This window comes from Paracoccus broussonetiae, assembly GCF_031854425.1.
GTDB lineage: Bacteria > Pseudomonadota > Alphaproteobacteria > Rhodobacterales > Rhodobacteraceae > Paracoccus > Paracoccus broussonetiae.
This window is the reverse complement of sequence record NZ_JAVRQI010000001.1, coordinates 221,912-245,504: the sequence shown is the minus strand read 5'-3', so window position 1 is coordinate 245,504 and position 23,593 is coordinate 221,912. Positions and strand designations below refer to the sequence as shown.

At 61.6% G+C, this 23,593-nt stretch carries 35 protein-coding genes and 1 pseudogene; all 36 read left to right on the top strand.

The genetic code is table 11. From position 1 onward, the window contains the following. The first annotated feature begins 9 nt into the window (after positions 1-9). Positions 10-957: a DMT family transporter gene (locus tag RM190_RS01280; protein WP_311757567.1), complete on the top strand. Its 948-nt coding sequence runs from the start codon at positions 10-12 to the stop codon at positions 955-957. Further along, positions 861-1,735 (top strand): annotated as a pseudogene (locus RM190_RS01275) (glycosyltransferase). Before RM190_RS01280 ends, RM190_RS01275 begins: the two are co-directional and overlap by 97 nt. A gap of 260 nt (positions 1,736-1,995) precedes the next feature. Then, positions 1,996-2,367 (top strand): 30S ribosomal protein S12, encoded by a 372-nt coding sequence (gene rpsL, locus RM190_RS01270; RefSeq protein WP_022705687.1) that lies wholly within the window; start codon positions 1,996-1,998, stop codon positions 2,365-2,367. A 12-nt stretch (positions 2,368-2,379) separates the two neighbouring features. Next, positions 2,380-2,850 (top strand): 30S ribosomal protein S7, encoded by a 471-nt coding sequence (gene rpsG / locus RM190_RS01265; protein ID WP_311757566.1) that lies wholly within the window; start codon positions 2,380-2,382, stop codon positions 2,848-2,850. Between the two features lie 11 nt (positions 2,851-2,861). Beyond that, the gene (fusA, locus tag RM190_RS01260) at positions 2,862-4,985 is read left to right on the top strand and encodes an elongation factor G (RefSeq protein WP_311757565.1); all 2,124 of its coding nucleotides are present in this window, start codon (positions 2,862-2,864) and stop codon (positions 4,983-4,985) included. Positions 4,986-5,048: 63 nt separating this feature from the next. Next, the gene (gene tuf / locus RM190_RS01255) at positions 5,049-6,224 is read left to right on the top strand and encodes an elongation factor Tu (RefSeq protein ID WP_311757564.1); all 1,176 of its coding nucleotides are present in this window, start codon (positions 5,049-5,051) and stop codon (positions 6,222-6,224) included. Between the two features lie 189 nt (positions 6,225-6,413). Beyond that, positions 6,414-6,722: a 30S ribosomal protein S10 gene (rpsJ, locus tag RM190_RS01250; RefSeq protein WP_311757563.1), complete on the top strand. Its 309-nt coding sequence runs from the start codon at positions 6,414-6,416 to the stop codon at positions 6,720-6,722. 13 nt (positions 6,723-6,735) lie between these two features. Next, positions 6,736-7,467, top strand: coding sequence for a 50S ribosomal protein L3 (gene rplC / locus RM190_RS01245; protein ID WP_311757811.1), 732 nt, complete (start codon positions 6,736-6,738; stop codon positions 7,465-7,467). Continuing rightward, complete coding sequence (rplD, locus tag RM190_RS01240; protein WP_311757562.1) at positions 7,467-8,087, top strand: 50S ribosomal protein L4; 621 nt, start codon at positions 7,467-7,469, stop codon at positions 8,085-8,087. The genes rplC and rplD overlap by 1 nt, the downstream gene beginning before the upstream one ends. Beyond that, positions 8,084-8,380: a 50S ribosomal protein L23 gene (locus RM190_RS01235; protein WP_155038759.1), complete on the top strand. Its 297-nt coding sequence runs from the start codon at positions 8,084-8,086 to the stop codon at positions 8,378-8,380. The genes rplD and RM190_RS01235 overlap by 4 nt, the downstream gene beginning before the upstream one ends. A gap of 93 nt (positions 8,381-8,473) precedes the next feature. Further along, on the top strand, positions 8,474-9,310 hold the full coding sequence (gene rplB, locus RM190_RS01230; RefSeq protein WP_311757810.1) for a 50S ribosomal protein L2: 837 nt from the start codon (positions 8,474-8,476) through the stop codon (positions 9,308-9,310). Between the two features lie 3 nt (positions 9,311-9,313). Continuing rightward, positions 9,314-9,592: a 30S ribosomal protein S19 gene (gene rpsS, locus RM190_RS01225; protein WP_017999558.1), complete on the top strand. Its 279-nt coding sequence runs from the start codon at positions 9,314-9,316 to the stop codon at positions 9,590-9,592. A gap of 5 nt (positions 9,593-9,597) precedes the next feature. Further along, positions 9,598-9,993, top strand: a complete 396-nt coding sequence (gene rplV / locus RM190_RS01220) for a 50S ribosomal protein L22 (protein ID WP_311757561.1) — start codon at positions 9,598-9,600, stop codon at positions 9,991-9,993. Beyond that, complete coding sequence (rpsC, locus tag RM190_RS01215; protein ID WP_311757560.1) at positions 9,993-10,709, top strand: 30S ribosomal protein S3; 717 nt, start codon at positions 9,993-9,995, stop codon at positions 10,707-10,709. The genes rplV and rpsC overlap by 1 nt, the downstream gene beginning before the upstream one ends. A gap of 11 nt (positions 10,710-10,720) precedes the next feature. Continuing rightward, on the top strand, positions 10,721-11,134 hold the full coding sequence (rplP, locus tag RM190_RS01210) for a 50S ribosomal protein L16 (protein ID WP_134680210.1): 414 nt from the start codon (positions 10,721-10,723) through the stop codon (positions 11,132-11,134). Between the two features lie 274 nt (positions 11,135-11,408). Continuing rightward, positions 11,409-11,615 (top strand): 50S ribosomal protein L29, encoded by a 207-nt coding sequence (rpmC, locus tag RM190_RS01205; protein ID WP_311757559.1) that lies wholly within the window; start codon positions 11,409-11,411, stop codon positions 11,613-11,615. 12 nt (positions 11,616-11,627) lie between these two features. Further along, the gene (gene rpsQ, locus RM190_RS01200) at positions 11,628-11,867 is read left to right on the top strand and encodes a 30S ribosomal protein S17 (protein WP_311757558.1); all 240 of its coding nucleotides are present in this window, start codon (positions 11,628-11,630) and stop codon (positions 11,865-11,867) included. 51 nt (positions 11,868-11,918) lie between these two features. After that, positions 11,919-12,287, top strand: a complete 369-nt coding sequence (gene rplN / locus RM190_RS01195; RefSeq protein WP_010400243.1) for a 50S ribosomal protein L14 — start codon at positions 11,919-11,921, stop codon at positions 12,285-12,287. Next, a complete protein-coding gene (gene rplX / locus RM190_RS01190) occupies positions 12,287-12,592 on the top strand; it encodes a 50S ribosomal protein L24 (protein ID WP_311757557.1) in 306 nt (101 codons plus the stop codon). Before rplN ends, rplX begins: the two co-directional genes overlap by 1 nt. Further along, positions 12,592-13,152: a 50S ribosomal protein L5 gene (rplE, locus tag RM190_RS01185; protein ID WP_311757556.1), complete on the top strand. Its 561-nt coding sequence runs from the start codon at positions 12,592-12,594 to the stop codon at positions 13,150-13,152. The genes rplX and rplE overlap by 1 nt, the downstream gene beginning before the upstream one ends. Positions 13,153-13,171: 19 nt before the next feature. Beyond that, positions 13,172-13,477, top strand: coding sequence for a 30S ribosomal protein S14 (rpsN, locus tag RM190_RS01180; protein ID WP_311757555.1), 306 nt, complete (start codon positions 13,172-13,174; stop codon positions 13,475-13,477). A 9-nt stretch (positions 13,478-13,486) separates the two neighbouring features. Next, positions 13,487-13,885 (top strand): 30S ribosomal protein S8, encoded by a 399-nt coding sequence (rpsH, locus tag RM190_RS01175; protein ID WP_311757554.1) that lies wholly within the window; start codon positions 13,487-13,489, stop codon positions 13,883-13,885. Positions 13,886-13,897: 12 nt separating this feature from the next. After that, the gene (rplF, locus tag RM190_RS01170) at positions 13,898-14,431 is read left to right on the top strand and encodes a 50S ribosomal protein L6 (protein WP_311757553.1); all 534 of its coding nucleotides are present in this window, start codon (positions 13,898-13,900) and stop codon (positions 14,429-14,431) included. Positions 14,432-14,443: 12 nt separating this feature from the next. Next, on the top strand, positions 14,444-14,803 hold the full coding sequence (gene rplR, locus RM190_RS01165; RefSeq protein ID WP_311757552.1) for a 50S ribosomal protein L18: 360 nt from the start codon (positions 14,444-14,446) through the stop codon (positions 14,801-14,803). Between the two features lie 115 nt (positions 14,804-14,918). Then, positions 14,919-15,485 carry a 30S ribosomal protein S5 gene (rpsE, locus tag RM190_RS01160; RefSeq protein WP_311757551.1) on the top strand — a complete coding sequence of 189 codons (567 nt, stop codon included), beginning with the start codon at positions 14,919-14,921 and terminating at the stop codon, positions 15,483-15,485. 11 nt (positions 15,486-15,496) lie between these two features. Beyond that, on the top strand, positions 15,497-15,685 hold the full coding sequence (rpmD, locus tag RM190_RS01155) for a 50S ribosomal protein L30 (protein ID WP_011747117.1): 189 nt from the start codon (positions 15,497-15,499) through the stop codon (positions 15,683-15,685). Positions 15,686-15,828: 143 nt separating this feature from the next. Further along, positions 15,829-16,542: a hypothetical protein gene (locus tag RM190_RS01150; RefSeq protein ID WP_311757550.1), complete on the top strand. Its 714-nt coding sequence runs from the start codon at positions 15,829-15,831 to the stop codon at positions 16,540-16,542. A 154-nt stretch (positions 16,543-16,696) separates the two neighbouring features. Next, the gene (gene rplO, locus RM190_RS01145) at positions 16,697-17,182 is read left to right on the top strand and encodes a 50S ribosomal protein L15 (protein ID WP_311757549.1); all 486 of its coding nucleotides are present in this window, start codon (positions 16,697-16,699) and stop codon (positions 17,180-17,182) included. Positions 17,183-17,285: 103 nt separating this feature from the next. After that, complete coding sequence (gene secY / locus RM190_RS01140; RefSeq protein WP_311757548.1) at positions 17,286-18,659, top strand: preprotein translocase subunit SecY; 1,374 nt, start codon at positions 17,286-17,288, stop codon at positions 18,657-18,659. A gap of 37 nt (positions 18,660-18,696) precedes the next feature. Next, positions 18,697-19,359: an adenylate kinase gene (locus tag RM190_RS01135; RefSeq protein WP_311757547.1), complete on the top strand. Its 663-nt coding sequence runs from the start codon at positions 18,697-18,699 to the stop codon at positions 19,357-19,359. Between the two features lie 154 nt (positions 19,360-19,513). Continuing rightward, positions 19,514-19,882, top strand: coding sequence for a 30S ribosomal protein S13 (gene rpsM, locus RM190_RS01130; protein ID WP_311757546.1), 369 nt, complete (start codon positions 19,514-19,516; stop codon positions 19,880-19,882). A gap of 15 nt (positions 19,883-19,897) precedes the next feature. Beyond that, on the top strand, positions 19,898-20,287 hold the full coding sequence (rpsK, locus tag RM190_RS01125; protein WP_167622718.1) for a 30S ribosomal protein S11: 390 nt from the start codon (positions 19,898-19,900) through the stop codon (positions 20,285-20,287). Positions 20,288-20,403: 116 nt separating this feature from the next. Then, positions 20,404-21,420, top strand: coding sequence for a DNA-directed RNA polymerase subunit alpha (locus RM190_RS01120; protein ID WP_311757545.1), 1,017 nt, complete (start codon positions 20,404-20,406; stop codon positions 21,418-21,420). A gap of 114 nt (positions 21,421-21,534) precedes the next feature. Beyond that, positions 21,535-21,954, top strand: coding sequence for a 50S ribosomal protein L17 (rplQ, locus tag RM190_RS01115; RefSeq protein ID WP_311757544.1), 420 nt, complete (start codon positions 21,535-21,537; stop codon positions 21,952-21,954). Between the two features lie 337 nt (positions 21,955-22,291). Continuing rightward, positions 22,292-22,903, top strand: a complete 612-nt coding sequence (locus tag RM190_RS01110; protein WP_311757543.1) for an autoinducer binding domain-containing protein — start codon at positions 22,292-22,294, stop codon at positions 22,901-22,903. A gap of 68 nt (positions 22,904-22,971) precedes the next feature. Then, on the top strand, positions 22,972-23,562 hold the full coding sequence (locus RM190_RS01105) for an acyl-homoserine-lactone synthase (protein WP_311757542.1): 591 nt from the start codon (positions 22,972-22,974) through the stop codon (positions 23,560-23,562). Positions 23,563-23,593: the final 31 nt, after the last annotated feature.

The following is a 23,593-nucleotide window of genomic DNA, read 5'->3' as shown; positions in this document are numbered from 1 at the left end:
GGAGCCATCATGCGCACGCCATTCCTATCGCCCAACCGACGACTTGGCCCCGCTTCGCTGAAGAAATCCGATATTCCGACCGAAATGGCCGACAACCTGCGCGGCGTGCTGCTGATGGCGACAAGCATGGCCGCCTTTGCCTGCAACGACACCATCATGAAGGCGGTGACCCAGGAATTTCCCCTGTATCAATCCGTCGCGATGCGAGGCTGTGTGGTGCTGGCCTTCATGCTGATGGTCGCGCGCTTCCAGGGAAAGCGCATCCGGTTGTCGATCCCGCCGGGCGACCGCCTGCCGCTGGTACTGCGAACGGGCGCGGATATCGTTTCGACCGTGCTGTACCTGCTGGCCTTGCGGGAAATGGCGCTGGCCGACATTTCCGCGATCATGCAATCGCTGCCCCTGGCGGTCACGCTGGCGGCGGCGTTGGTCTTTCGCGAAAGACTGGGTTGGCGGCGGCTTGCCGCGATCGGCGTCGGTTTTGTGGGGGTGTTGCTGATCCTTCGACCCGGGGGCGGGGCCTTTGACCTTTGGTCGGCGGCCGCGCTGGCCTCGATGCTGCTGATCGTCGTGCGCGATCTGTCGACCCGCGTGTTTTCCGCCGCGATCGGCACGACGACGATCGCCTTTTACGCGGCAATGACAGTCACCGTCTCGGGTTTCATCGGCGGGCTGGAGGAGAGCTGGCGGTTTCCGCGTGCCGATGAATGCGGGCTGCTGCTGCTGGCCGCCGTCTTCCTGACCGTCGGCTATCACAGCGCGGTCGCGACCATGCGGGTGGGCGAGATCGCGTTCGTCGCACCCTTCCGCTACACCTCGCTCATCTGGGCGATCCTTCTGGGGCTGATCTTCTTCGGCGAATGGCCGGATCTGTGGACCTGGGCCGGGTCGATTCTGGTCGTAGGGGCCGGGATCTATTCGATCCTGCGCGAACGCCAATTGGGCAGAAGGGTGTGACGCGCGTCCAGATGCTGGGCCTATGCCGGTTTTCATACTTGGGCGGGCGTGGATTTCAGGTGGCGCATGACACGCTGGTCGAGCGGCGGACCTTTCTGTACGACGCGGCCCGGTTGAAGCGGCGCTGGTTCTGGTTCGAGAACGTCACTCTGCCGGGGCTGGTCGCACAGACCGACGCTGATTTCACGCTGGTCCTGATGACCGGGTCGGATCTGCCCGAACCCTATCTGTCGCGTCTGCGCATGCTGTGCGATTCTGTCCCGCAGTTCCGACTGGCGCTGATCCCGCCGATGGAGGCGCATCTTGATGCCTGCCGTGCTGCCATCGCCCCTCATGTCGATCCGGACGCCGATATTGTCGCGCATTTCCGGCAGGATGACGACGACGCGGTTGCCATCGGCTATATTCAGGATGCGAGGCGCGATTTCGCGGACCTTCGCCCCCTGTGGAAGCGTCGGGGCGGGTGATCTTCAATGCGACCGCCGGGCTGACTATCTATCTGCGCGCGGCTGCCCCGCGCAGTGCGATCCATTTCCCGCATAACCGGCTTGGGCTGACCATGCCCGGCGTTTCGATTTCCGAAAAGGTTATGTTCGTGCGCCTCCTGAACCACGACAATGACTCGGGTGCGATCGGTGCGGGCTATGCCTGGGACGGGAAGGATGTGGCGTGGACCGAACTTCTGGCCGACAGGTTGCGCATCGATCTTGCAGCGCTTGACCGGGGCGCGCGGGGCTTGGGCTCGACGGGGGCCGACCGGCCGCGCCGGGGACAGTAGGGCGTGCGGGCCAGGGGCGGGGGCTAGTGTTGACTCGGCCACTGATTCCACCTATACGCCGCACACCCGGCAGACTTCTGTCCGGGGCCCAGAACCTATTTTTGGTCAAGATCCGGGCGCAAGCCCCGATCCTCTGGAATCGAACCCATCCTCCCGCAGGGGACGTGGTGGGCTGTGGCGTTTCGCGATGGGCGCGAACGCTGTCGAGAAGTGGCGCAGCTTATGCTGCGAGTATTGACGAAAGCAAGACGGGGAACCGAATGCCGACGATCCAACAGCTGATCCGCAAGCCGCGGCAGCCGAAAGTGCAGCGCTCGAAGTCGCAGCACCTGCAAGGGTGCCCGCAGAAGCGCGGCGTGTGTACGCGTGTTTATACCACCACGCCGAAGAAACCGAACTCCGCTATGCGTAAAGTCGCCAAGGTGCGTCTGACGAATGGCTTCGAGGTCATCTCCTACATCCCGGGCGAAAAGCACAACCTCCAGGAGCACAGCGTCGTGCTGATCCGTGGCGGCCGTGTGAAAGACCTTCCGGGTGTCCGTTACCACATCCTGCGCGGTGTGCTGGATACCCAGGGCGTCAAAGATCGTCGTCAACGCCGTTCGAAGTACGGCGCGAAGCGTCCGAAGTAAGGAGAGACATCGATGTCCCGTCGTCACGCCGCTGAAAAGCGCGAAGTTCTGCCCGACGCCAAATTTGGCGATCGCGTGCTGACCAAATTCATGAACAACCTGATGGTCGACGGCAAGAAGTCGACCGCCGAGCGCATCGTCTACAGCGCCCTTGACCGCGTTCAAGGCAAGCTGAAGCGCGAGCCGATCGAGGTGTTCCACGAAGCCCTCGACAACGTGAAGCCTTCCGTCGAAGTGCGTTCGCGCCGCGTCGGTGGTGCAACCTACCAGGTTCCGGTCGAGGTTCGTCCGACCCGCCGTGAAGCCCTGGCCATTCGCTGGCTGATCGCTGCGGCCAAGAACCGTAACGAGCATACCATGGAAGAGCGCCTCGCGGGCGAGCTGTCGGATGCCGTCAACGGACGTGGCACCGCGGTGAAGAAGCGCGAAGACACTCACAAGATGGCCGACGCCAACAAGGCGTTCAGCCACTATCGCTGGTAAGGGAAAGCATCATGGCACGGGAATATCCGCTCCAGCGTTACCGGAACTTCGGGATCATGGCCCACATCGACGCGGGCAAGACCACGACGACGGAACGCATCCTCTTCTACACCGGCAAGTCCCACAAGATCGGCGAAGTCCACGACGGCGCCGCGACCATGGACTGGATGGAGCAGGAGCAGGAGCGGGGCATCACCATTACCTCGGCTGCGACGACCACTTTCTGGCAGCGCCAGGAAGATCCGTCCACCGAAGGCACCTCGGACACGAAGTTCCGCTTCAACATCATCGACACCCCCGGCCACGTCGACTTCACCATTGAAGTCGAACGTTCGCTGGCCGTGCTTGACGGTGCGATCTGCCTTCTCGACGCCAACGCCGGCGTCGAACCGCAGACCGAGACCGTGTGGCGCCAGGCCGACCGCTACAAGGTTCCGCGGATCGTGTTCGTCAACAAGATGGACAAGATCGGCGCTGACTTCTTCAACTGCGTGAAGATGATCAAGGACCGTACCGGCGGCATCCCGTGCCCGATCGCTCTGCCGATCGGCGCCGAGGACAAGCTGGAAGGCATCATCGACCTGATCAAGATGGAAGAATGGGTCTGGAAGGGCGAAGATCTTGGCGCAAGCTGGGTCCGTCAGCCGATCCGTGAAGAACTCCAGGACGTCGCTGAAGAGTGGCGCGCCAACATGATCGAGCTTGCCGTCGAGCAAGACGATACCGCCATGGAAGCCTACCTGGAAGGCAACGAGCCCGACGAGGAGACGCTGCGCAAGCTGATCCGCAAAGGTACGCTGTCGCTGTCCTTCTTCCCGGTGACCGCTGGCTCGTCGTTCAAGAACAAGGGCGTTCAGCCTTTGCTGAACTCCGTGATCGACTTCCTGCCTTCGCCGCTGGACGTGCCCGCCTATATGGGCTTCGTGCCGGGCGACGAGACCGAGACCCGGAATATCGAGCGTCGTGCCGATGACGCGCAGCCCTTCTCGGGCCTCGCGTTCAAGATCATGAACGACCCCTTCGTCGGCTCGCTGACCTTCACCCGCCTGTATTCGGGCGTGCTGAAGAAAGGCGACCAGATGATGAACTCGACCAAGGGCAAGCGCGAACGCGTTGGCCGGATGATGATGATGCACTCGATCAACCGCGAGGAGATCGAGGAAGCCTTTGCAGGTGACATCATCGCGCTGGCCGGTCTGAAGGACACCACCACGGGCGACACGCTGTGTGATCCGAACAACCCGGTTGTTCTGGAAACCATGACCTTCCCCGAGCCGGTGATCGAGATCGCCGTCGAGCCGAAGTCGAAAGCTGACCAGGAAAAGATGGGCCTTGCCCTTCAGCGCCTGTCGGCCGAAGACCCGTCCTTCCGCGTCGAAACCGACATCGAGTCGGGCCAGACCATCATGAAGGGCATGGGCGAACTTCACCTCGACATTCTGGTCGACCGGATGAAGCGCGAGTTCAAGGTCGAAGCGAACATCGGTGCGCCGCAGGTGGCTTACCGTGAAACGATCTCGACCTCGGCCGACATCGACTACACGCACAAGAAACAGACCGGTGGTACCGGCCAGTTCGCGCGCGTGAAGCTGACCATCACCCCGACCGAGCCGGGCGAAGGCTATTCGTTCGAGTCGAAGATCGTGGGCGGTGCGGTTCCGAAGGAATACATCCCCGGTGTCGAAAAAGGCATCAAGTCCGTCATGGACTCGGGCCCGCTGGCAGGCTTCCCGGTTATCGACTTCAAAGTCGCCCTGACCGACGGTGCCTTCCACGACGTCGACTCCTCGGTCCTGGCCTTCGAAATCGCGGCTCGTGCCGCGATGCGTGAAGGTCTGCGCAAGGCCGGTGCGAAACTGCTTGAGCCGATCATGAAAGTGGAAGTCGTGACGCCGGAAGAATATACCGGTTCTATCATCGGCGACCTGACCAGCCGTCGTGGCATGGTCCGTGGTCAGGACTCGCGCGGCAACGCCAACGTCATCGACGCCTTCGTGCCGCTGGCCAACATGTTCGGCTACATCAACAACCTGCGCTCGATGTCTTCGGGCCGCGCGGTGTTCTCGATGCAGTTCGACCATTACGAGGCCGTGCCGCAGAACATCTCGGACGAGATCCAGAAGAAATACGCCTGATCGGGATGGCGGGGCCAAGGCCCCGCCTTTCCTCGTAACATCTGAATCCAAGGAGCCCTGCTTATGGCAAAGGCAAAGTTTGAACGTACGAAACCGCACGTCAACATCGGGACGATCGGTCACGTTGACCACGGCAAGACGACGCTGACGGCTGCGATCACCAAATACTTTGGTGAATTCAAGGCCTATGACCAGATCGACGGCGCCCCGGAAGAGCGCGCCCGCGGCATCACGATCTCGACCGCGCACGTTGAGTACGAGTCGGACGCGCGTCACTATGCGCACGTCGACTGCCCCGGCCACGCCGACTACGTGAAGAACATGATCACGGGTGCGGCGCAGATGGACGGCGCGATCCTGGTTGTGAACGCTGCCGACGGCCCGATGCCGCAGACGCGCGAGCACATCCTGCTGGGCCGTCAGGTCGGCATTCCGTACATGGTCGTCTACCTGAACAAGGTCGACCAGGTCGATGACCCGGAACTGCTGGAACTGGTCGAGATGGAAGTTCGCGAGCTTCTGTCGTCCTACGACTATCCCGGCGACGACATTCCGATCATCAAGGGCTCGGCTCTGGCCGCTCTGGAAGGCCGCGACCCGGAAATCGGCGAGAACTCGATCCGCGAGCTTCTGGCCGCTGTCGACAGCTACATCCCGACGCCCGAGCGCGCCGTCGACCAGCCGTTCCTGCTGCCGATCGAAGACGTGTTCTCGATCTCGGGCCGCGGCACGGTTGTGACCGGCCGGATCGAGCGTGGCGCTGTCAACGTGGGTGACGAACTGGAAATCGTGGGCATCCGCGACACCAAGAAAACCACCTGCACCGGCGTCGAGATGTTCCGCAAGCTGCTGGACCGTGGGGAAGCTGGCGACAACGTCGGCGTTCTGCTGCGCGGCATCGACCGTGACGGCGTCGAGCGCGGTCAGGTTCTGGTGAAGCCGAAATCGGTGACGCCGCACACGACCTTCGAGGCTGAAGCCTATATCCTGACCAAGGAAGAAGGCGGCCGTCACACGCCGTTCTTCGGCAACTACCGTCCGCAGTTCTACTTCCGCACGACCGACGTGACCGGAACCGTGAAACTGCCGGAAGGCACCGAGATGGTGATGCCGGGCGACAACCTGAAGTTCGAAGTCGAACTGATCGCCCCGATCGCGATGGAAGAGAAGCTGCGCTTCGCCATCCGTGAAGGCGGCCGCACCGTCGGCGCAGGCGTCGTCTCGAAAATCCTGAAGTAATTCGGGACGGGCAGGGGGCGCTTTCGCCCCCGACCCAAATAATTCCTGGCACCCGCCGATTCGGGGGTTGTCAAAAGGCGAACCGGCGGTTATCCCGCCGGCTTGCCAATTTGGAATAACGGTTCGAAGCAGGCGCCGCGTGGTGTGTCGTCTGCCTCTCAACTGAATACCCCCGCAAGAGGGACGATAATGCAAAGCCAGACTATCCGCATCCGGCTCAAGGCGTTCGATTACCGCGTTCTGGACGCCAGCACGCAGGAAATCCTGAACACCGCCAAGCGCACCGGCGCTCAGGTCCGTGGTCCGATTCCGCTGCCCAACAAAATCGAGAAGTTCACCGTTCTGCGCGGTCCGCACATCGACAAGAAATCCCGCGACCAGTGGGAAATCCGCACGCACAAGCGCCTGCTGGATATCGTCGACCCGACCCCTCAGACCGTTGACGCCCTGATGAAGCTCGACCTCGCCGCTGGCGTTGATGTCGAAATCAAGGTGTAAGGAGGCCATTATGCTGCGGACTGGTGTAATCGCCAAGAAGCTGGGCATGACCCGGCTGTTCCTTGAAGACGGGCGTCAAGTTCCCGTCACCGTTCTTCACGTCGACAACCTGCAGGTCGTCGCTCAGCGCACCGCCGAAAAAGACGGCTATGTCGCGCTGCAGCTGGGTGCTGGCGAGGCGAAAGCCAAGCGCACCACCGCTGCCCTGCGTGGTCACTTCGCGAAGGCCAATGTCGCTCCCAAGCGCAAGATCGCGGAATTCCGCGTTGCCGAAGAAAACCTGATCGAAGTGGGCGAGGAAATCATCGCCGACCACTACTTCGCGGGTCAGTTCGTCGACATCGCCGGCACCTCGATCGGTAAAGGCTTTGCCGGTGCGATGAAGCGTCACAACTTCGGTGGTCTGCGCGCCTCGCACGGTGTGTCGATCTCGCACCGCTCGCATGGTTCGACCGGCCAGTGCCAGGATCCGGGTAAAGTCTTCAAAGGTAAGAAGATGGCCGGTCATCTGGGTGCCGTTCGCGTCACCACGCAGAACCTGCAAGTCGTTCGCACCGATTCCGACCGTGGCCTGATCATGGTCAAGGGTTCGGTTCCGGGCTCGAAAGGTGGCTGGGTCACCATCAAGGACGCCGTGAAGAAGCCGCTGGCTGATAGCACGGTCTTCCCGGCTGCGACCCGTTCGAAGGCTGCCGCTGAGGCTCAGGTCTCTGCCGAGGCCGTTGCGCCGGAAGGAGACAACTGATGAAACTCGATGTGATCACGCTCGAAGCCGGCAAAGCCGGTGACATCGACCTGAGCGATGACATCTTCGGGCTCGAGCCGCGTGCCGACCTGCTGCACCGCGTCGTGCGCTGGCAGCGTGCGAAAGCCCAAGCCGGTACCCACTCGGTCCTGGGCAAGTCGGATGTCAGCTACTCGACCAAGAAGATCTACCGCCAAAAAGGCACCGGTGGCGCTCGCCACGGTTCCCGCAAGGCGCCGACCTTCCGTCACGGTGGCGTGTACAAGGGTCCGACCCCGCGCTCGCACGCGTTCGACTTGCCGAAGAAAGTTCGCGCACTTGGCCTGAAGCACGCTCTGTCGGCGAAATTCGCTGCGGGTGAGCTGGTCATCGTGGAAAGCCTGAACATCGCTGACGCCAAAACTGCAGCCGTTGCCAAAGCGGTCAAGGAAAATGGCTGGAAGCGCGTTCTGGTGATCGACGGTGCCGAAGTGAACGAAAACTTCGCCCGTGCCGCCCGCAACCTCGAAGGCGTGGACGTCCTGCCGTCGATGGGTGCCAACGTCTATGACATCCTGCGTCGTGACACGCTCGTGCTGACGCGCGCCGGTGTCGAAGCTCTGGAGGCTCGTCTGAAATGACCACGAAGCCCGAACATTACGACGTGATCGTCAAGCCGCTGATCACCGAGAAAGCGACGCTGGTTGGCGAAGCCAACGCGTTCGTCTTCCAGGTGGCCAAGGATGCGAACAAGCCTTCGATCAAGCAAGCGGTCGAAGCCCTGTTCAACGTCAAGGTGAAAGCGGTCAACACCACGATCACCAAAGGCAAGACCAAGCGTTTCAAAGGCCGTCCGGGCGTCCGTTCGGACGTGAAGAAAGCCTATGTCACGCTGGAAGCCGGCAACACCATCGACGTGTCGACCGGTCTCTGATATAGAGCCACCGAATCGACGGCCCCCCAGTGGGGCCGTCGTATTTTGACGAAACGGACCACCTCAGGTCCAAAGCAACGGAAGACAGAAAGCATGGCACTCAAGTCGTATAAACCGACGACGCCTGGCCAGCGTGGGCTGGTTCTGATCGACCGTTCGGAGCTTTGGAAAGGGCGCCCGGTCAAATCCCTCACCGAGGGTTTGACCAAGAACGGCGGCCGGAACAACACCGGACGGATTACGATGCGCCGCAAGGGCGGCGGGGCGAAGCGTCTTTACCGCATCGTCGACTTCAAGCGCACCAAGTTCGATGTTTCGGCTGTGGTCGAGCGGATCGAATACGATCCCAACCGCACCGCTTTCATCGCGCTCATCAAATACGAAGACGGCGAACAGGCCTACATCATTGCTCCGCAGCGTCTTGCTGTCGGTGACAAGGTGATCGCCGGCGCCAAGGTCGACGTGAAGCCCGGCAACGCGATGCCCTTCTCGGGCATGCCGATCGGCACGATCGTCCACAACGTCGAGCTGAAGCCCGGCAAGGGCGGCCAGCTGGCCCGTTCGGCAGGCACCTATGCCCAGTTCGTCGGCCGTGACGGGGGCTATGCCCAGATCCGTCTGTCCTCGGGCGAGCTGCGCCTGGTCCGCCAGGAATGCATGGCGACCATCGGCGCCGTGTCGAACTCGGACCACTCGAACCAGAACCTGGGTAAAGCGGGCCGCAACCGCCACAAGGGCATCCGCCCGAGCGTTCGCGGTGTCGCCATGAACCCGATCGACCACCCGCATGGTGGTGGTGAAGGCCGGACTTCGGGCGGTCGTCATCCGGTTACTCCGTGGGGCAAAGGCACCAAGGGTAACAAGACCCGCACGAATAAAGCGACCGACAAATACATCCTGCGGTCGCGTAACGCGAAGAAGGGGCGCTAATCCATGGCACGTTCTATCTGGAAGGGCCCCTTTGTCGACGCATACGTGCTTCGCAAGGCGGAAAAAGCCCGCGAGGCTGGCAAGTCCGACGTCATCAAGATCTGGTCGCGTCGTTCGACCATTCTGCCGCAGTTTGTCGGCCTGACTTTCGGCGTCTACAACGGCCACAAGCATATCCCGGTCGCCGTGACCGAGGAGATGATCGGTCAGAAGTTTGGTGAATACTCGCCGACGCGGACCTATTACGGTCACGCCGCCGACAAGAAAGCGAAGAGGAAGTAATCGTCATGGGTAAGGAACAAAATCCGCGCCGCGTGGCGGAGAACGAGGCGTTTGCAAAAACCAAAATGCTTCGCACCTCGCCGCAGAAGCTGAACCTGGTGGCGGCGCTGATCCGCGGCAAGAAAGTCGACAAGGCCCTGGCCGACCTGACCTTCTCGCACAAGCGCGTCGCCGGCGACGTGAAGAAATGCCTTCAGTCGGCCATCGCCAACGCCGAAAACAACCATAACCTGGACGTCGACAACCTGATCGTCGCCGAGGCATGGGTCGGAAAGAACATGGTCATGAAACGCGGTCGTCCGCGCGCCCGTGGTCGTTACGGCAAGATCATGAAGCCGTTTTCGGAAATCACCATCAAGGTGCGTCAGGTCGAGGCCATTGAAGCCGGGGAGCGTGCGTAATGGGTCAGAAAGTAAACCCCATCGGGATGCGTCTTCAGGTCAACCGCACCTGGGACAGCCGTTGGTATGCGGATGACAAGGACTACGGCAACCTGTTGCTGGAAGACCTGAAGATCCGCGACTTCATCCACACCGAAGCCAAGCAGGCAGGCGTCAGCCGCGTCATCATCGAGCGTCCGCACAAGAAGTGCCGCGTCACGATCTATGCCGCGCGTCCGGGTGTCATCATCGGCAAAAAAGGCGCCGATATCGAAACCCTGCGCAAGAAGCTGACGAACTTTACCGCTTCGGAACTGCACCTCAACATCGTTGAAGTCCGCAAACCCGAACTGGACGCCCAGCTGGTTGCCGAGTCGATCGCTCAGCAGCTGGAGCGCCGCGTTTCGTTCCGTCGCGCCATGAAGCGCGCCGTGCAGAACGCCATGCGCATGGGTGCCCTGGGTATCCGGGTGAACGTTTCGGGCCGCCTTGGCGGCGCCGAGATCGCCCGCACCGAATGGTACCGCGAAGGCCGTGTGCCGCTGCACACCCTGCGCGCCGACATCGACTATGCGCTGTCGGAAGCGACCACCCCCTATGGGATCATCGGTGTGAAGACCTGGATCTTCAAAGGCGAGATCATGGAGCATGACCCGCAGGCCCGCGACCGCCGCGCTACCGAAGCGCAAGACGGTCCGGCTCCGCGTGGTCCGCGTCGTGACCGCGACGCGCGCTAAGGAGAGTTGAGATGCTGCAACCGAAACGGACCAAGTTCCGCAAACAGCACAAGGGCCGGATCCACGGCGAAGCCAAGGGCGGTTTCGCCCTGAACTTCGGCTCGTTCGCCCTGAAGGCCACTGAGCCGGAGCGTGTGACTGCCCGCCAGATCGAAGCGGCCCGCCGCGCGATCACCCGCCACATGAAACGTCAGGGCCGGGTCTGGATCCGGATTTTCCCGGACGTGCCGGTTTCCTCGAAACCGACCGAAGTGCGGATGGGTAAAGGTAAAGGCTCGGTCGATTACTGGGCGGCCCGCGTCCATCCCGGCCGCATCATGTTCGAGATCGACGGCGTGTCCGACGAGATCGCGCGTGAAGCGCTGCGCCTGGGTGCGAACAAGCTGCCGGTGCTGACCCGCATCGTGGCCCGCGAAGACTGGTAAGTCTTTCGCTACCATGAGATCATGAAGGCCCCCCGGGATTTGCGGGGGGCTTTTTTCTGTTGGGGACTAATTGCCTTCCTCTGGGACGGCGGCTCCTGCGGTGAGGTTCTCCGCCCACGCTGACCCAGAGGCGCGGTTTCCCCAGCAATTCACAGTTTTCCCTTGCCAGACTGGGAATTTCCGCGTAAGGGCAAGCCTTCATCATGAAACTCCACCGGAATCAGGGTGGCCCTGCGTGCAGGGGCTCTCCGGTGATGTTGAAAGGAAATGGCGTATGAAAGCGCTGGAACTGAAAGAAAAGACGCCGGAACAGCTGCGCGAACAGCTGCTCTCGCTCAAGAAGGAAGCGTTCAACCTGCGCTTCCAGCAGGCCACCGGCCAGCTCGAGTCGACCGCCCGCATGCGTGCCGTCCGTCGTGACGTCGCCCGTGTGAAAACCATTCTGAACCAGAAAGCGGCGGAAGCCGCGGCGTCGAACTAAGGAGCCAGGTCCATGCCCAAACGCATCCTGCAAGGCAAGGTCGTCAGCGACAAGAACGAACAGACCGTCACCGTTCTGGTCGAGCGTCGCTTCAAGCATCCGCTGCTGCACAAGACCGTGCGGTCGTCGAAGAAATACCGCGCTCATGACGCGGAGAACCAGTTCAAGGTTGGTGACACCGTTCGTATCATCGAATGTGCGCCGATCTCGAAAACCAAGCGTTGGACCGTTCTGGTCGACGCTGCAGTCTAATCGAAACCCTGGGGCCGCTTCGCGTGGTCCCCAAAGGTCGGGAGTAATCCAATGATCCAGATGCAGACCAATCTGGATGTCGCTGACAACTCCGGCGCTCGCCGAGTTCAGTGCATCAAGGTCCTGGGTGGTTCGCACCGTCGCTATGCGTCGGTGGGCGACATCATTGTCGTCTCCGTCAAGGAGGCCATTCCGCGCGGCCGCGTGAAGAAAGGTGACGTCCGCAAGGCCGTCGTCGTGCGCACCGCGAAAGAAGTGAAGCGTGAAGACGGAACCTCGATCCGTTTTGACCGCAACGCCGCCGTCATCCTGAACAACCAGGGCGAGCCGGTCGGTACCCGTATCTTCGGGCCGGTCGTTCGTGAGCTGCGTGCGAAGAACTTCATGAAGATCATCTCGCTTGCGCCGGAGGTGCTGTAATGGCTGCCAAGCTGAAAAAGGGCGACAAGGTCGTCGTGCTGGCCGGCAAGGACAAGGGCAAGCAGGGCGAGATCCAGTCGGTTTCCCCGAAAGCGAACAAGGCCGTGGTTGAGGGCGTCAACGTCGCCATCCGTCACACCCGCCAGACCCAGACCTCGCAGGGTGGCCGCGTGGCGAAAGCCATGCCGATCGACCTGTCGAATCTGTCGCTGATCGATGCGAACGGCAAAGCGACCCGTGTCGGCTTCCGCGAGGAAGACGGCAAGAAAGTCCGCTTCGCCAAGACCACGGGAGACGTGATCTGATGCTGGACCAAGCAACCTATATGCCGCGTCTGAAAACGCAGTACCGCGAAGTCATTCGCGCTGCGATGAAGGAAGAGTTCGGCTACAAGAATGACATGCAGATCCCCAAACTGGACAAGATCGTCCTGAACATGGGCATCGGCGAAGCCGTGAAAGACACGAAAAAGGTCAAGCAAGGTGCTGAAGAGCTCTCGCTGATCGCGGGTCAGAAGGCTGTCATCACCCATGCCAAGAAGTCCATCGCAGGCTTCCGCGTCCGTGAAGAAATGCCGCTGGGCACGAAAGTCACCCTGCGCGGTGACCGGATGTACGAATTCCTGGATCGCCTGATCAACATCGCGCTGCCGCGCGTCCGCGACTTCCGCGGCGTGAAAGGCACCTCTTTCGACGGTCGCGGCAACTATGCCATGGGCCTGAAAGAGCACATCGTGTTCCCGGAAATCAACTTCGACAAGGTCGACGAAGTTCTGGGGATGGACATCATCATCTGCACCACCGCGCCGACCGACGCGGAAGCGAAGTCGCTGTTGAAGCATTTCAACATGCCGTTCAACAGCTGATCGCGGAGGTAAGAGAGATATGGCTAAAAAATCCATGGTCGAGCGCGAGAAGAAGCGCGAGCAACTGGTTCAGAAGTACGCTGCGAAGCGCGCTGCCCTGAACGAGGTCATCCACGATCAATCCCGCCCGATGGAAGAGCGCTTCAAGGCCAGCCTGAAACTGGCTGAACTGCCGCGCAACTCCTCGGCTACGCGTCTGCACAACCGGTGCCAACTGACCGGCCGTCCGCACGCGTATTACCGTAAACTGAAACTGTCGCGGATCATGCTGCGCGAGCTTGGCTCGTTCGGTCAGATCCCCGGCATGGTCAAATCGAGCTGGTAAGGGGGCATTATGTCGATGAACGATCCTCTCGGCGATATGCTGACCCGCATCCGCAACGCACAGATGCGCGGCAAATCGACCGTCCGCACGCCGTCCTCCAAGCTTCGCGCCTGGGTTCTGGATGTGCTGAAAGCTGAAGGCTACATCCGTGGCTATGAAGGCGTGACCACCGAGTCCGGCCATGCCGAACTGGAAATCAGCCTGAAGTACTATGAAGGCACCCCGGTCATTCGCGAACTCGCGCGTGTGTCCAAACCCGGTCGCCGGGTTTATGCCTCGGTCAAGGAAATCCCGCAGGTCCGCAACGGCCTGGGCGTTTCCATCGTCTCGACGCCGAAAGGCGTGATGTCGGACGCAGCGGCTCGCAACGCCAATGTTGGCGGCGAAGTCCTCTGCACCGTGTTCTAAAGGAGGGCAGAGATGTCTCGGATTGGTAAAAAACCGGTCGCCCTCCCGCAAGGCGTGACCGCAGAAATCAAAGGTCAGTCGATCGAAGTCAAAGGCCCGAAAGGGACCCGCAGCTTCACCGCGACCGATGACGTGACCCTGTCGCTGGAAGACGGCGCCGTGAAAGTGACCCCCCGGGGCCTTTCCAAGCGTGCCCGTCAACAGTGGGGCATGACCCGCTCGATGGTCGAGAACCTGACGGTGGGCGTGAGCCAGGGCTTCAAGAAAGAGCTGGAAATTCAGGGCGTGGGTTACCGCGCCACGATGCAGGGCAAAACCCTGAAGCTGGCTCTGGGCTACTCGCATGACGTGAACTTCGAAACGCCGGAAGGTGTGACGATTTCCTCGCCGAAGCAGACCGAAATCGTGGTGGAAGGCATCGACCAGCAACTGGTCGGCCAAGTCGCCGCAAACATCCGCGAGTGGCGGCAACCCGAGCCCTACAAGGGCAAAGGCATCCGCTACAAGGGTGAGGTCGTCTTCCGCAAGGAAGGCAAGAAGAAGTAAGGGGCGCGAGAAATGGCACTGAACAAAAGAGAGCTGTTCCTGAAGCGCCGCCTGCGCGTGCGGAACAAACTGCGGGCAATCTCGGACGGTCGTCCGCGCCTGTCCGTTCACCGTTCTTCCAAGAACATCAGCGTGCAAGTCATCGACGACGTGAAAGGGGTCACCCTGGCCTCGGCTTCGTCGCTCGAAAAGGACTTTGGCGTTGTCGGCAAGAACAACGTGGAAGTCGCGGCCAAGATCGGCGCTGCAATTGCAGAGCGTGCGAAGAAAGCCGGCGTCGAAGAGGTCATCTTCGATCGTGGTGGCTTCCTGTTCCACGGCAAGATCAAGGCCCTTGCGGACGCTGCCCGCGAAGGCGGTCTGAAGTTCTAAGAACTGCGGGCGGTGTTCGCACCGCCCCGATGATCCGGGGGCCATCGGCTTGCCTTTGGCCCACCAGGATCGGATTTAACGGCGCCGATCGCGCCAGTTGAAAAAGGAATGCCATATGGCAGAACGTGAAAACCGTCGGGGTCGTCGCGAAGAGCGCGAAGAAACCCCGGAATTCGCCGATCGTCTGGTCGCGATCAACCGCGTCTCGAAGACCGTCAAGGGTGGTAAGCGCTTCGGCTTCGCCGCTCTCGTCGTTGTCGGCGATCAGCGTGGTCGTGTCGGCTTCGGCAAGGGCAAGGCCAAAGAGGTCCCCGAGGCGATCCGCAAGGCAACCGAACAGGCGAAACGCTCGCTGGTTCGCGTGCCGCTGCGTGACGGCCGCACCCTGCATCACGACATCGAAGGTCGTCATGGCGCCGGCAAGGTGATCATGCGGACCGCCGTTCCGGGTACCGGCATCATCGCCGGCGGTCCGATGCGCGCCGTGTTCGAGATGCTGGGCGTCCAGGACGTCGTGGCGAAGTCGCAGGGGTCGCAAAACCCCTACAACATGATCCGCGCCACCATCGACGGCCTGAAAAAGGAAGCCTCGCCCCGCAACGTCGCCCAGCGTCGTGGCAAGAAAGTGGCTGAGATCCTGCCCTCGAACGACAAGCCGGCTGAAGCCGCTGTCGAAGCGTAAGGAGAGGCAACATGGCTAAAACCATCGTCGTCAAGCAGATCGGTTCGCCGATCCGCCGTCCGGCCATCCAGCGCGAGACGCTGAAAGGCCTGGGCCTGAACAAGATGAACCGCACCCGCGAGCTGGAAGATACCCCGGCCGTCCGCGGCATGGTCGCCAAGATCCCGCATCTGGCCGTCATCATCGAAGAGCGCGGCTGATCCCAGCCCGCCCGTGAATTCGGAATGCGCGCCCGGAGAAATCCGCGGCGCGCGTTTCATTTCGGGTTGGTGATGCGGCGTTAACCCTTCGCTAACCTCTTGGCCGCTACCCTCGCCGGGTTCAATCCCGCGCGGAGCCCGCGATGCCCAGTTCCGGCCGTTGTCTTGCCGTCCTGATCCTGCTGCTGCCCTGCGCCCCCGCGCTTGCGGGACCCTGGCCGCGCGCGGAAAAGGGGATGTTCCTGTCCCTGTCGGATGAACGTGATCGGGACGGAAACAACTATATCGGACTTTACGGCGAATACGGTTTGACCGGGCGCGAGACGCTGGGGTTCGAACTGGGCCATACAAATGTGGGCGAGACGAGCGCGATTTTCTGGCTGCAGCACGGGCTGGAGCCGATCGGAGAGAACCGTTTCGCGCTGTCTCTGGGTCTTGGCATGATCCAGCGCGACGGGATCCTGATGCCCGTAGGGCAGGCGGGGGCGGATTGGGGCAGGGGTTTCGGCGGCGTTCTGAACGGTGGCTGGATGTCGCTTGAAACGCGCGTGAAGGTCGCAGGCACGACCGAGGATGAGCAGGACTTCCAGGAATTGGAACCCAGCGCCTTCAACTATCTGACCGCCGAGGTCACCAGCAAGGCCGACCTGACCCTTGGCCTGCATGCGACCGACCGCACCATGTTCATCAACCAGCTTCGGCTTGAGCAGCGCGAGGATACCGGCTTCTCCAGCAAGATCGCGACCAGCGTGGTCCATGACCTGATCGGTCCTGCCAAGATCGAACTGGGCCTGATCACGCCGATCTCGGGGCCGGATGAGGAGGCGGTGAAGGTCGGAACGTGGCTGGAGTTCTAGGGGGCCACTTGGCGGTGGCGGCTATTTGTTGACGCCCTCGCCCGATATGTATAAGGACGGCCGGTGCCCTTTTGGGCATCGACTCAACAAGCAAGAAATGCCGTGTCCGCCCCCTTACGCTTCATGGGGCGTTTCCGGCTTCAGGAGAAGCGATATGAAACTTCACGAACTTCGCGACAACGAAGGTGCCAGCCGCAAGAAGAAACGCGTTGCACGCGGTCCCGGCTCGGGCAAGGGCAAGACCGCTGGCCGTGGTATCAAGGGCCAGACCTCGCGTTCGGGCGTTGCGCTGAACGGTTACGAAGGCGGCCAGATGCCGCTGTACCGCCGCCTGCCCAAGCGCGGCTTCAGCAAGCCGAATCGTCTGGAATTCGCCGTGGTCAACCTGGGCCAACTGCAGGCCTTCGTCGACGCGGGCAAGCTGGACGCGAAAGCTGACGTGACCGAGGACGCGCTGGTTGCAGCCGGTGTCATCCGCCGCAAGCTGGACGGTGTCCGCGTCCTGGCGAAAGGCGAGCTGAAAGCCGCCCTGAACCTGACCGTGGCCGGTGCGTCGAAAGCCGCTGTCGAGGCGATCGAGAAGGCGGGCGGCAAGATCGCCGTCACGCGTCCGGTGAAAGAAGAAGCCGCGGCCGAATAAGCTGTTGAAGGGCGCGCCCGCGCCCAATAAATAGCAGTCAAGTTTTCCAGGCGCCGCGGGATCGGGAAACGATCCGGCGGCGCTGCCATGAAGGGGCACACGTATGGCGTCAGCCGCAGAACAGATGGCCGCGAACCTGTCATGGGGCGCGCTCGGCAAGGCGACCGAGCTGCGCCAGAGGATCTGGTTCACCCTAGGACTTCTCATCATCTACCGCCTCGGCACCTATATCCCGGTGCCTGGCATCGACGGCGCGGCGCTGCGCAACTTCATGGACCAGGCGCAGGCCGGCATCGGGGGGATCCTGTCGATGTTCACCGGCGGCGCCCTGGGGCGCATGGGCGTCTTCGCGCTTGGCATCATGCCCTATATCTCGGCTTCGATCATCGTCCAGCTTCTGGCCTCGATGGTTCCCGCGCTGGAACAGCTGAAGAAAGAGGGCGAGACCGGCCGCAAGAAGATCAACCAGTATACCCGCTATGGCACCGTGGCGCTGGCGCTGTTCCAGGCCTGGGGCCTTGCGGTCAGCCTTGAGCACGGCAACCTTGCACATGAGCCGGGGATGTTCTTCCGTGCCTCGGTCGTGATCACGCTGGTCGGCGGCACCATGTTCCTGATGTGGCTGGGCGAGCAGATCACCGCCCGCGGCATCGGCAACGGCATCTCGCTGATTATCTTCGTCGGCATCGTGGCCGAGATTCCGGGCCATCTGGCGCAGTTCCTGGCGCAGGGCCGTTCGGGCGCGATCTCGACCCCGGTGATCCTTGGCGTGATCGTCATGGTGGTCGCGGTGATCGGTTTCGTGGTCTTCATGGAACGGGCGCTGCGCAAGATCCACATCCAGTATCCCCGCCGCCAGGTTGGCATGAAGATCTATGACGGCCAGTCGTCGCACCTGCCGATCAAGGTCAACCCGGCAGGCGTGATTCCGGCGATTTTCTCGTCCTCGCTGCTGCTGCTGCCAGTCACGATCTCGACCTTCTCGGGCAACCAGACCGGTCCGGTGATGTCGACGATCCTGGCGTATTTCGGCCCCGGCCAGCCGCTGTACCTGATCTTCTTCTGCGCGATGATCGTGTTCTTCGCCTATTTCTACACGTTCAACGTCAGCTTCAAACCCGATGACGTGGCCGAGAACCTGAAGAACCAGGGCGGCTTCATCCCCGGCATCCGGCCCGGCAAGCGGACCGAGGATTACCTGACCTATGTCGTCAGCCGCGTGCTCGTGATCGGTGCGGCCTATCTGGCGGCCGTCTGCCTTCTGCCCGAGATCATCCGCCACCAGCTGTCGATCCCCTTCTACTTCGGCGGAACCTCGGTGCTGATCGTCGTCAGCGTCGTGATGGATACGATCAACCAGGTGCAAAGCCACTTGCTTGCCCATCAATACGAAGGTTTGATCGAGAAGTCGCAGCTGCGGGGCAAGCGCGGGAAGACGGGCGCGGCGCGCCCCCGGAAGGCACCTGCCCGCCGCTAATGGAGCAAGCCCCGAAGCGGGCAGAAGAGGGACGAATATGGCGACCAACATCATTCTGCTTGGCCCCCCAGGGGCCGGCAAAGGCACCCAGGCCCGGCGTCTGATCGAAGAGCGGGGGCTGGTTCAGCTTTCGACCGGCGATATGCTGCGCGAAGCCCGCAGTTCGGGCACCGAGATGGGAGAGCGGGTCGCCAAGGTCATGGACCGGGGCGAGTTGGTCACGGACGAGATCGTCATCGGGCTGATCCGTGAAAAGCTGGAACAGGGTGGCGCGGGCTTCATCTTTGACGGCTTTCCGCGGACGTTGGCCCAGGCCGACGCGCTGGAAGACCTGATGAAGGACGAAGGCCAGTCGATCGATGCCGTGATCGAGATGCGGGTCGACGACGCCGCGCTCGTCTCGCGCATTTCGGGGCGCTTTACCTGCGGCAATTGCGGTGAGGTCTATCACGACGTGACCAAGCCCACCAAGGTCGAGGGCGTTTGCGATGTTTGTGGTTCGACCGACCTGCGCCGCCGGGCCGACGACAATGCCGACAGCCTCAAGACCCGGTTGATGGAATACTACAAGAAGACCTCGCCGCTGATCGGGTATTACCATTGCAAGGGCAACCTGCACCCGGTCGACGGGCTGGCCGAGATTGAGGAAGTCGCCGCCTCGGTCGCCACCGTCCTGAACGGCCACGGGGCCAAGGGTTGACGAAAGGCTGCAAATCCCTTAATCCGCAGCATCTCGCATGAGAATCACCTGGCTTCAGGTGGTCGGTTGAAGGCCCGAAGGCGACGCTTTCGGGTCTTTGGTTGTGAAAAAAGGTTCCGGTGCTACGGAATCGCAACATAAGAAGGAAAAACGCGTGGCTCGTATTGCTGGCGTCAACATTCCGACCGGGAAACGTGTCCCGATCGCTCTGACCTATATCCACGGGATCGGCCCGAAATTCGCCGACGAGATCATCGCCGCCGTCGGGATCGAAGCGACCCGTCGCGTGAACGAACTCTCGGACGCTGAAGTTCTGCAGATCCGCGAATACATCGACGCCAACCTGACCGTCGAAGGCGACCTGCGCCGTGAGACGCAGATGAACATCAAGCGCATGATGGACCTGGGCTCGTATCGCGGCCTGCGTCACCGTCGTGGCCTGCCGGTTCGCGGTCAGCGCACCCACACCAACGCCCGCACTCGCAAGGGCCCGGCGAAACCGATCGCCGGCAAGAAGAAGTAAGAGGGGGCTGAGGTAATGGCACGCGATAAAACCCGCATGAAGCGTAAGGAACGCAAGAACATCGCCACCGGTGTGGCGCATGTGAACTCGTCCTTCAACAACACCAAGATCCTGATCTCGGACGTGCAAGGCAACGCGATCTCGTGGTCGTCGGCTGGCACCATGGGTTTCAAGGGCTCGCGCAAGTCGACCCCTTATGCAGCCCAGATGGCCGCTGAGGACGCTGGCAAGAAAGCCCAGGAACACGGCGTCCGCACGCTGGAAGTCGAAGTTCAGGGTCCCGGCTCGGGCCGTGAATCGGCGCTGCGTGCGCTGGCTGCTGTCGGTTTCAACATCACGGCGATCCGTGACGTGACCCCGATCGCGCACAACGGCTGCCGTCCGCCGAAGCGCCGCCGCGTCTGATTCGGACGACTGACAACGCGTTCCGCGCCAGTTTCGGCGCGGGCGCGGTTTCGCATTGAACCTCGGGCGTTTCCGGCCACCGGTCATGGGCTGGAAACAGGTATGGAGGCAACCGCATGATCCACAAGAATTGGGCTGAACTCATCAAGCCGACCCAGCTTGAAATCAAGCCGGGCGCTGATTCGAGCCGTGTCGCCACCGTCGTGGCGGAACCGCTTGAGCGCGGGTTTGGCTTGACGCTGGGTAACGCCCTGCGCCGTGTGCTGCTGTCGTCGCTGCAGGGTGCGGCCATCACTTCGGTTCAGATCGACAATGTCCTGCACGAATTTTCGTCGGTTCCCGGCGTGCGCGAGGACGTCACCGACATCGTCCTGAACCTCAAGGGCGTGACGCTGAAAATGGAAGTCGACGCGCCCAAGCGCCTGACGCTTTCGGCCAAGGGGCCGGGCGAGGTCAAGGCTGGCGACATCCAGGAAACGGCCGGGATCACGATCCTGAACCGCGACCATGTCATCTGCCACCTGGACGAGGGTGCCGAGCTTCACGTCGAGCTGACCGTTGCCTCGGGCAAGGGTTACGTCGCCGCCGACAAGAACCGTCCCGAGGATGCGCCCATCGGTCTGATCCCGATCGACGCGATCTTCTCGCCGGTCAAGCGCGTCAGCTATGAAGTCACGCCCACGCGCGAGGGCCAGGTGCTGGACTATGACAAGCTGACCATGAAGGTCGAGACCGACGGTTCGCTGACCCCGGAAGACGCCGTGGCCTATGCGGCCCGCATCCTTCAGGACCAGCTGGCGGTCTTCGTCAACTTCGACGAGCCGGAAGCCGCGACCCGTTCGGACGCCGAAGATGGCCTGGAATTCGATCCGCGCCTGCTGAAGAAAGTCGACGAGCTGGAACTGTCGGTCCGTTCGGCGAACTGCCTGAAGAACGACAACATCGTCTATATCGGCGACCTGATCCAGAAGACCGAAGCCGAGATGCTCCGCACCCCGAACTTCGGCCGCAAGTCTCTGAACGAGATCAAGGAAGTGCTTTCGGGCATGGGCCTGCATCTTGGCATGGACGTCGTCGACTGGCCGCCGGAAAACATCGAAGACGTTGCGAAGCGCTTCGACGACCAGTTCTGACAGAGTTTCCGGGGGCGTTCTGCCGCCCCCGGCACTACCGGGCATTCCGCCCCAAGGAGAGTGGCCCCCACGCAGGGTCGCCGGACAAAGCAAAAGACGTAAAGGAGAATCATCATGCGTCACGCCCGCGGTTACCGCCGTCTGAACCGTACCCATGAGCACCGCAAGGCGCTCTTCGCCAACATGGCCGGCTCGCTGATCGAGCACGAGCAGATCAAAACGACCCTGCCGAAAGCCAAGGAATTGCGCCCGATCGTTGAAAAACTGATCACCCTGGCGAAACGCGGCGACCTGCACGCCCGCCGTCAGGCCGATGCGCAGCTGAAGCAGGACCAGCACACGGCCAAACTGTTCGAAGTGCTCGGCGCCCGCTACAAGGACCGTCAGGGCGGTTATGTCCGCATCCTGAAGGCCGGTTTCCGTTACGGCGACATGGCTCCGATGGCGATCATCGAACTGGTCGACCGCGACACCAGCGCCAAAGGTGCGGCCGATCGCGCCCGTCTGGAAGCCGAATCGGCTACTGAAGAATAAGATTCGCAATCCTTTCTTAGGGTTACGAGATCATTTAAGCCCGCGGTCGAAGGTTCGGCTGCGGGCTTTTTGCAACATGTGAAGGTCGCAGATCGGGGGCTTTTCAAGGGTCGTCCGAAGGGCCGATTTGACGCATGGCTCTGCTTTTGGTGGATAAAATTCCACGGACTCGCGCATTGCAGGCAGTTTGCGACAAGTGCTGCTGTGGAATACAGATTCGGGCTCTGAAAGTGGGTTTATGAAAACACCGCTCGCAAAACCAGATACGCTTGAATACACTCGTCCTCATGCCATTTCTGGCAGTGACCGTTAGAAAACTCAATCTGTCCAATTAGTCATGTCGTCTCGCGCGGATATCAACGCAGCACTCGCAAAGCTCAGAAAGCTTTCTCCGGCCGGATACTTTGTCGGCCTGCATATTCGTTTTGCTGCTCCGTTGATGCAGTTCCAGACCTATAACAAGGAATGGTCGCTGCGTTACTCCGAGCGGGCCTACGCGCTTCGCGATCCGACCATCGCCTGGGGGTTTTCGACCACCGGCGCCTGTCGGTGGAGCGTGCTGCCGATCCCGGATCCGTTCTCGATCCTGCAGGATGCGGCGGATCACGGGCTGAACTATGGGCTCGCCATTGCGCATGGTCCCATCAAGTCGCGGACAATCTGCTGCTTTGCGCATGACAAGCGGGAATTCACGGATGACGAGATCGAAGTGATCTCGGCGACGATTCGACGGCTTCACGACATCACGGAGCCGCCGGAGAGCCTTACCAAGGCTCAACAAGAGGCCCTAAGGTGCATCGCAGAAGGAGATCGGCACGCGGCGGCGGCAGCAAAGCTTGGCATTACTGAAAGCGCATTCAAGGCTCGTCTCATATCGGCGCGCGAACGTCTCATGGCGCGCACGACTGCCGAGGCGCTGCAGAGAGCCAAGGACTACCGCTTGCTGTAAGACAACGGTTCACTATCGCGCGGTTACACCCTGGGGGCCACCACCCACCACAACCCCAGGAGACTACCATGCAGACCACCACGCTTTCGTTCGCCAACCTCCACAATCACGGCGAACTGTTTGCCAATATTTTCCGTGCCCGGAAGCAAAGCTTTATCGTTCAGAAACGCTGGGACTTGCCCCAGACCGACGATATGGAGTTCGACCAGTACGACACCCCGATGAGCCGCTGGGTCGCGATTCATGAACGGGGCAATGTTCTTGCCGGCGTTCGCCTGACGCCGACCACGGCGCGCTGCGGCATGTATTCCTACATGATCCGCGATGCGCAGCTTGATCTGCTGGGGGGCTCGATCCCGAAGAACCTGCTGGATGAATCCGCGCCGGTCGAAGTCGGCACCTGGGAGGCAAGCCGCCTGTTCGTGGATCACACCATCCCGCAAAGTCAGCGCCGCCGCGTCCACCTGAATCTTGTCAAGGAGATGACCAGCTCCGCGCGGGAGCTGGGCGCGTCAAAGCTGGTCTGTCTGGTCGCTTCGACCTGGCCGCGCTGGCTGGTGCCTTGTGGCCTGGATGCACAGGCGATGGGTCCGGTAGTGTGGATCGACGACGGTTATTTCCAATGCGTTTCGATCAATCTTGCGCCCAAGATGCACTAGGGAATGTTCGCGCGGAGGGGACTTCCGCGCA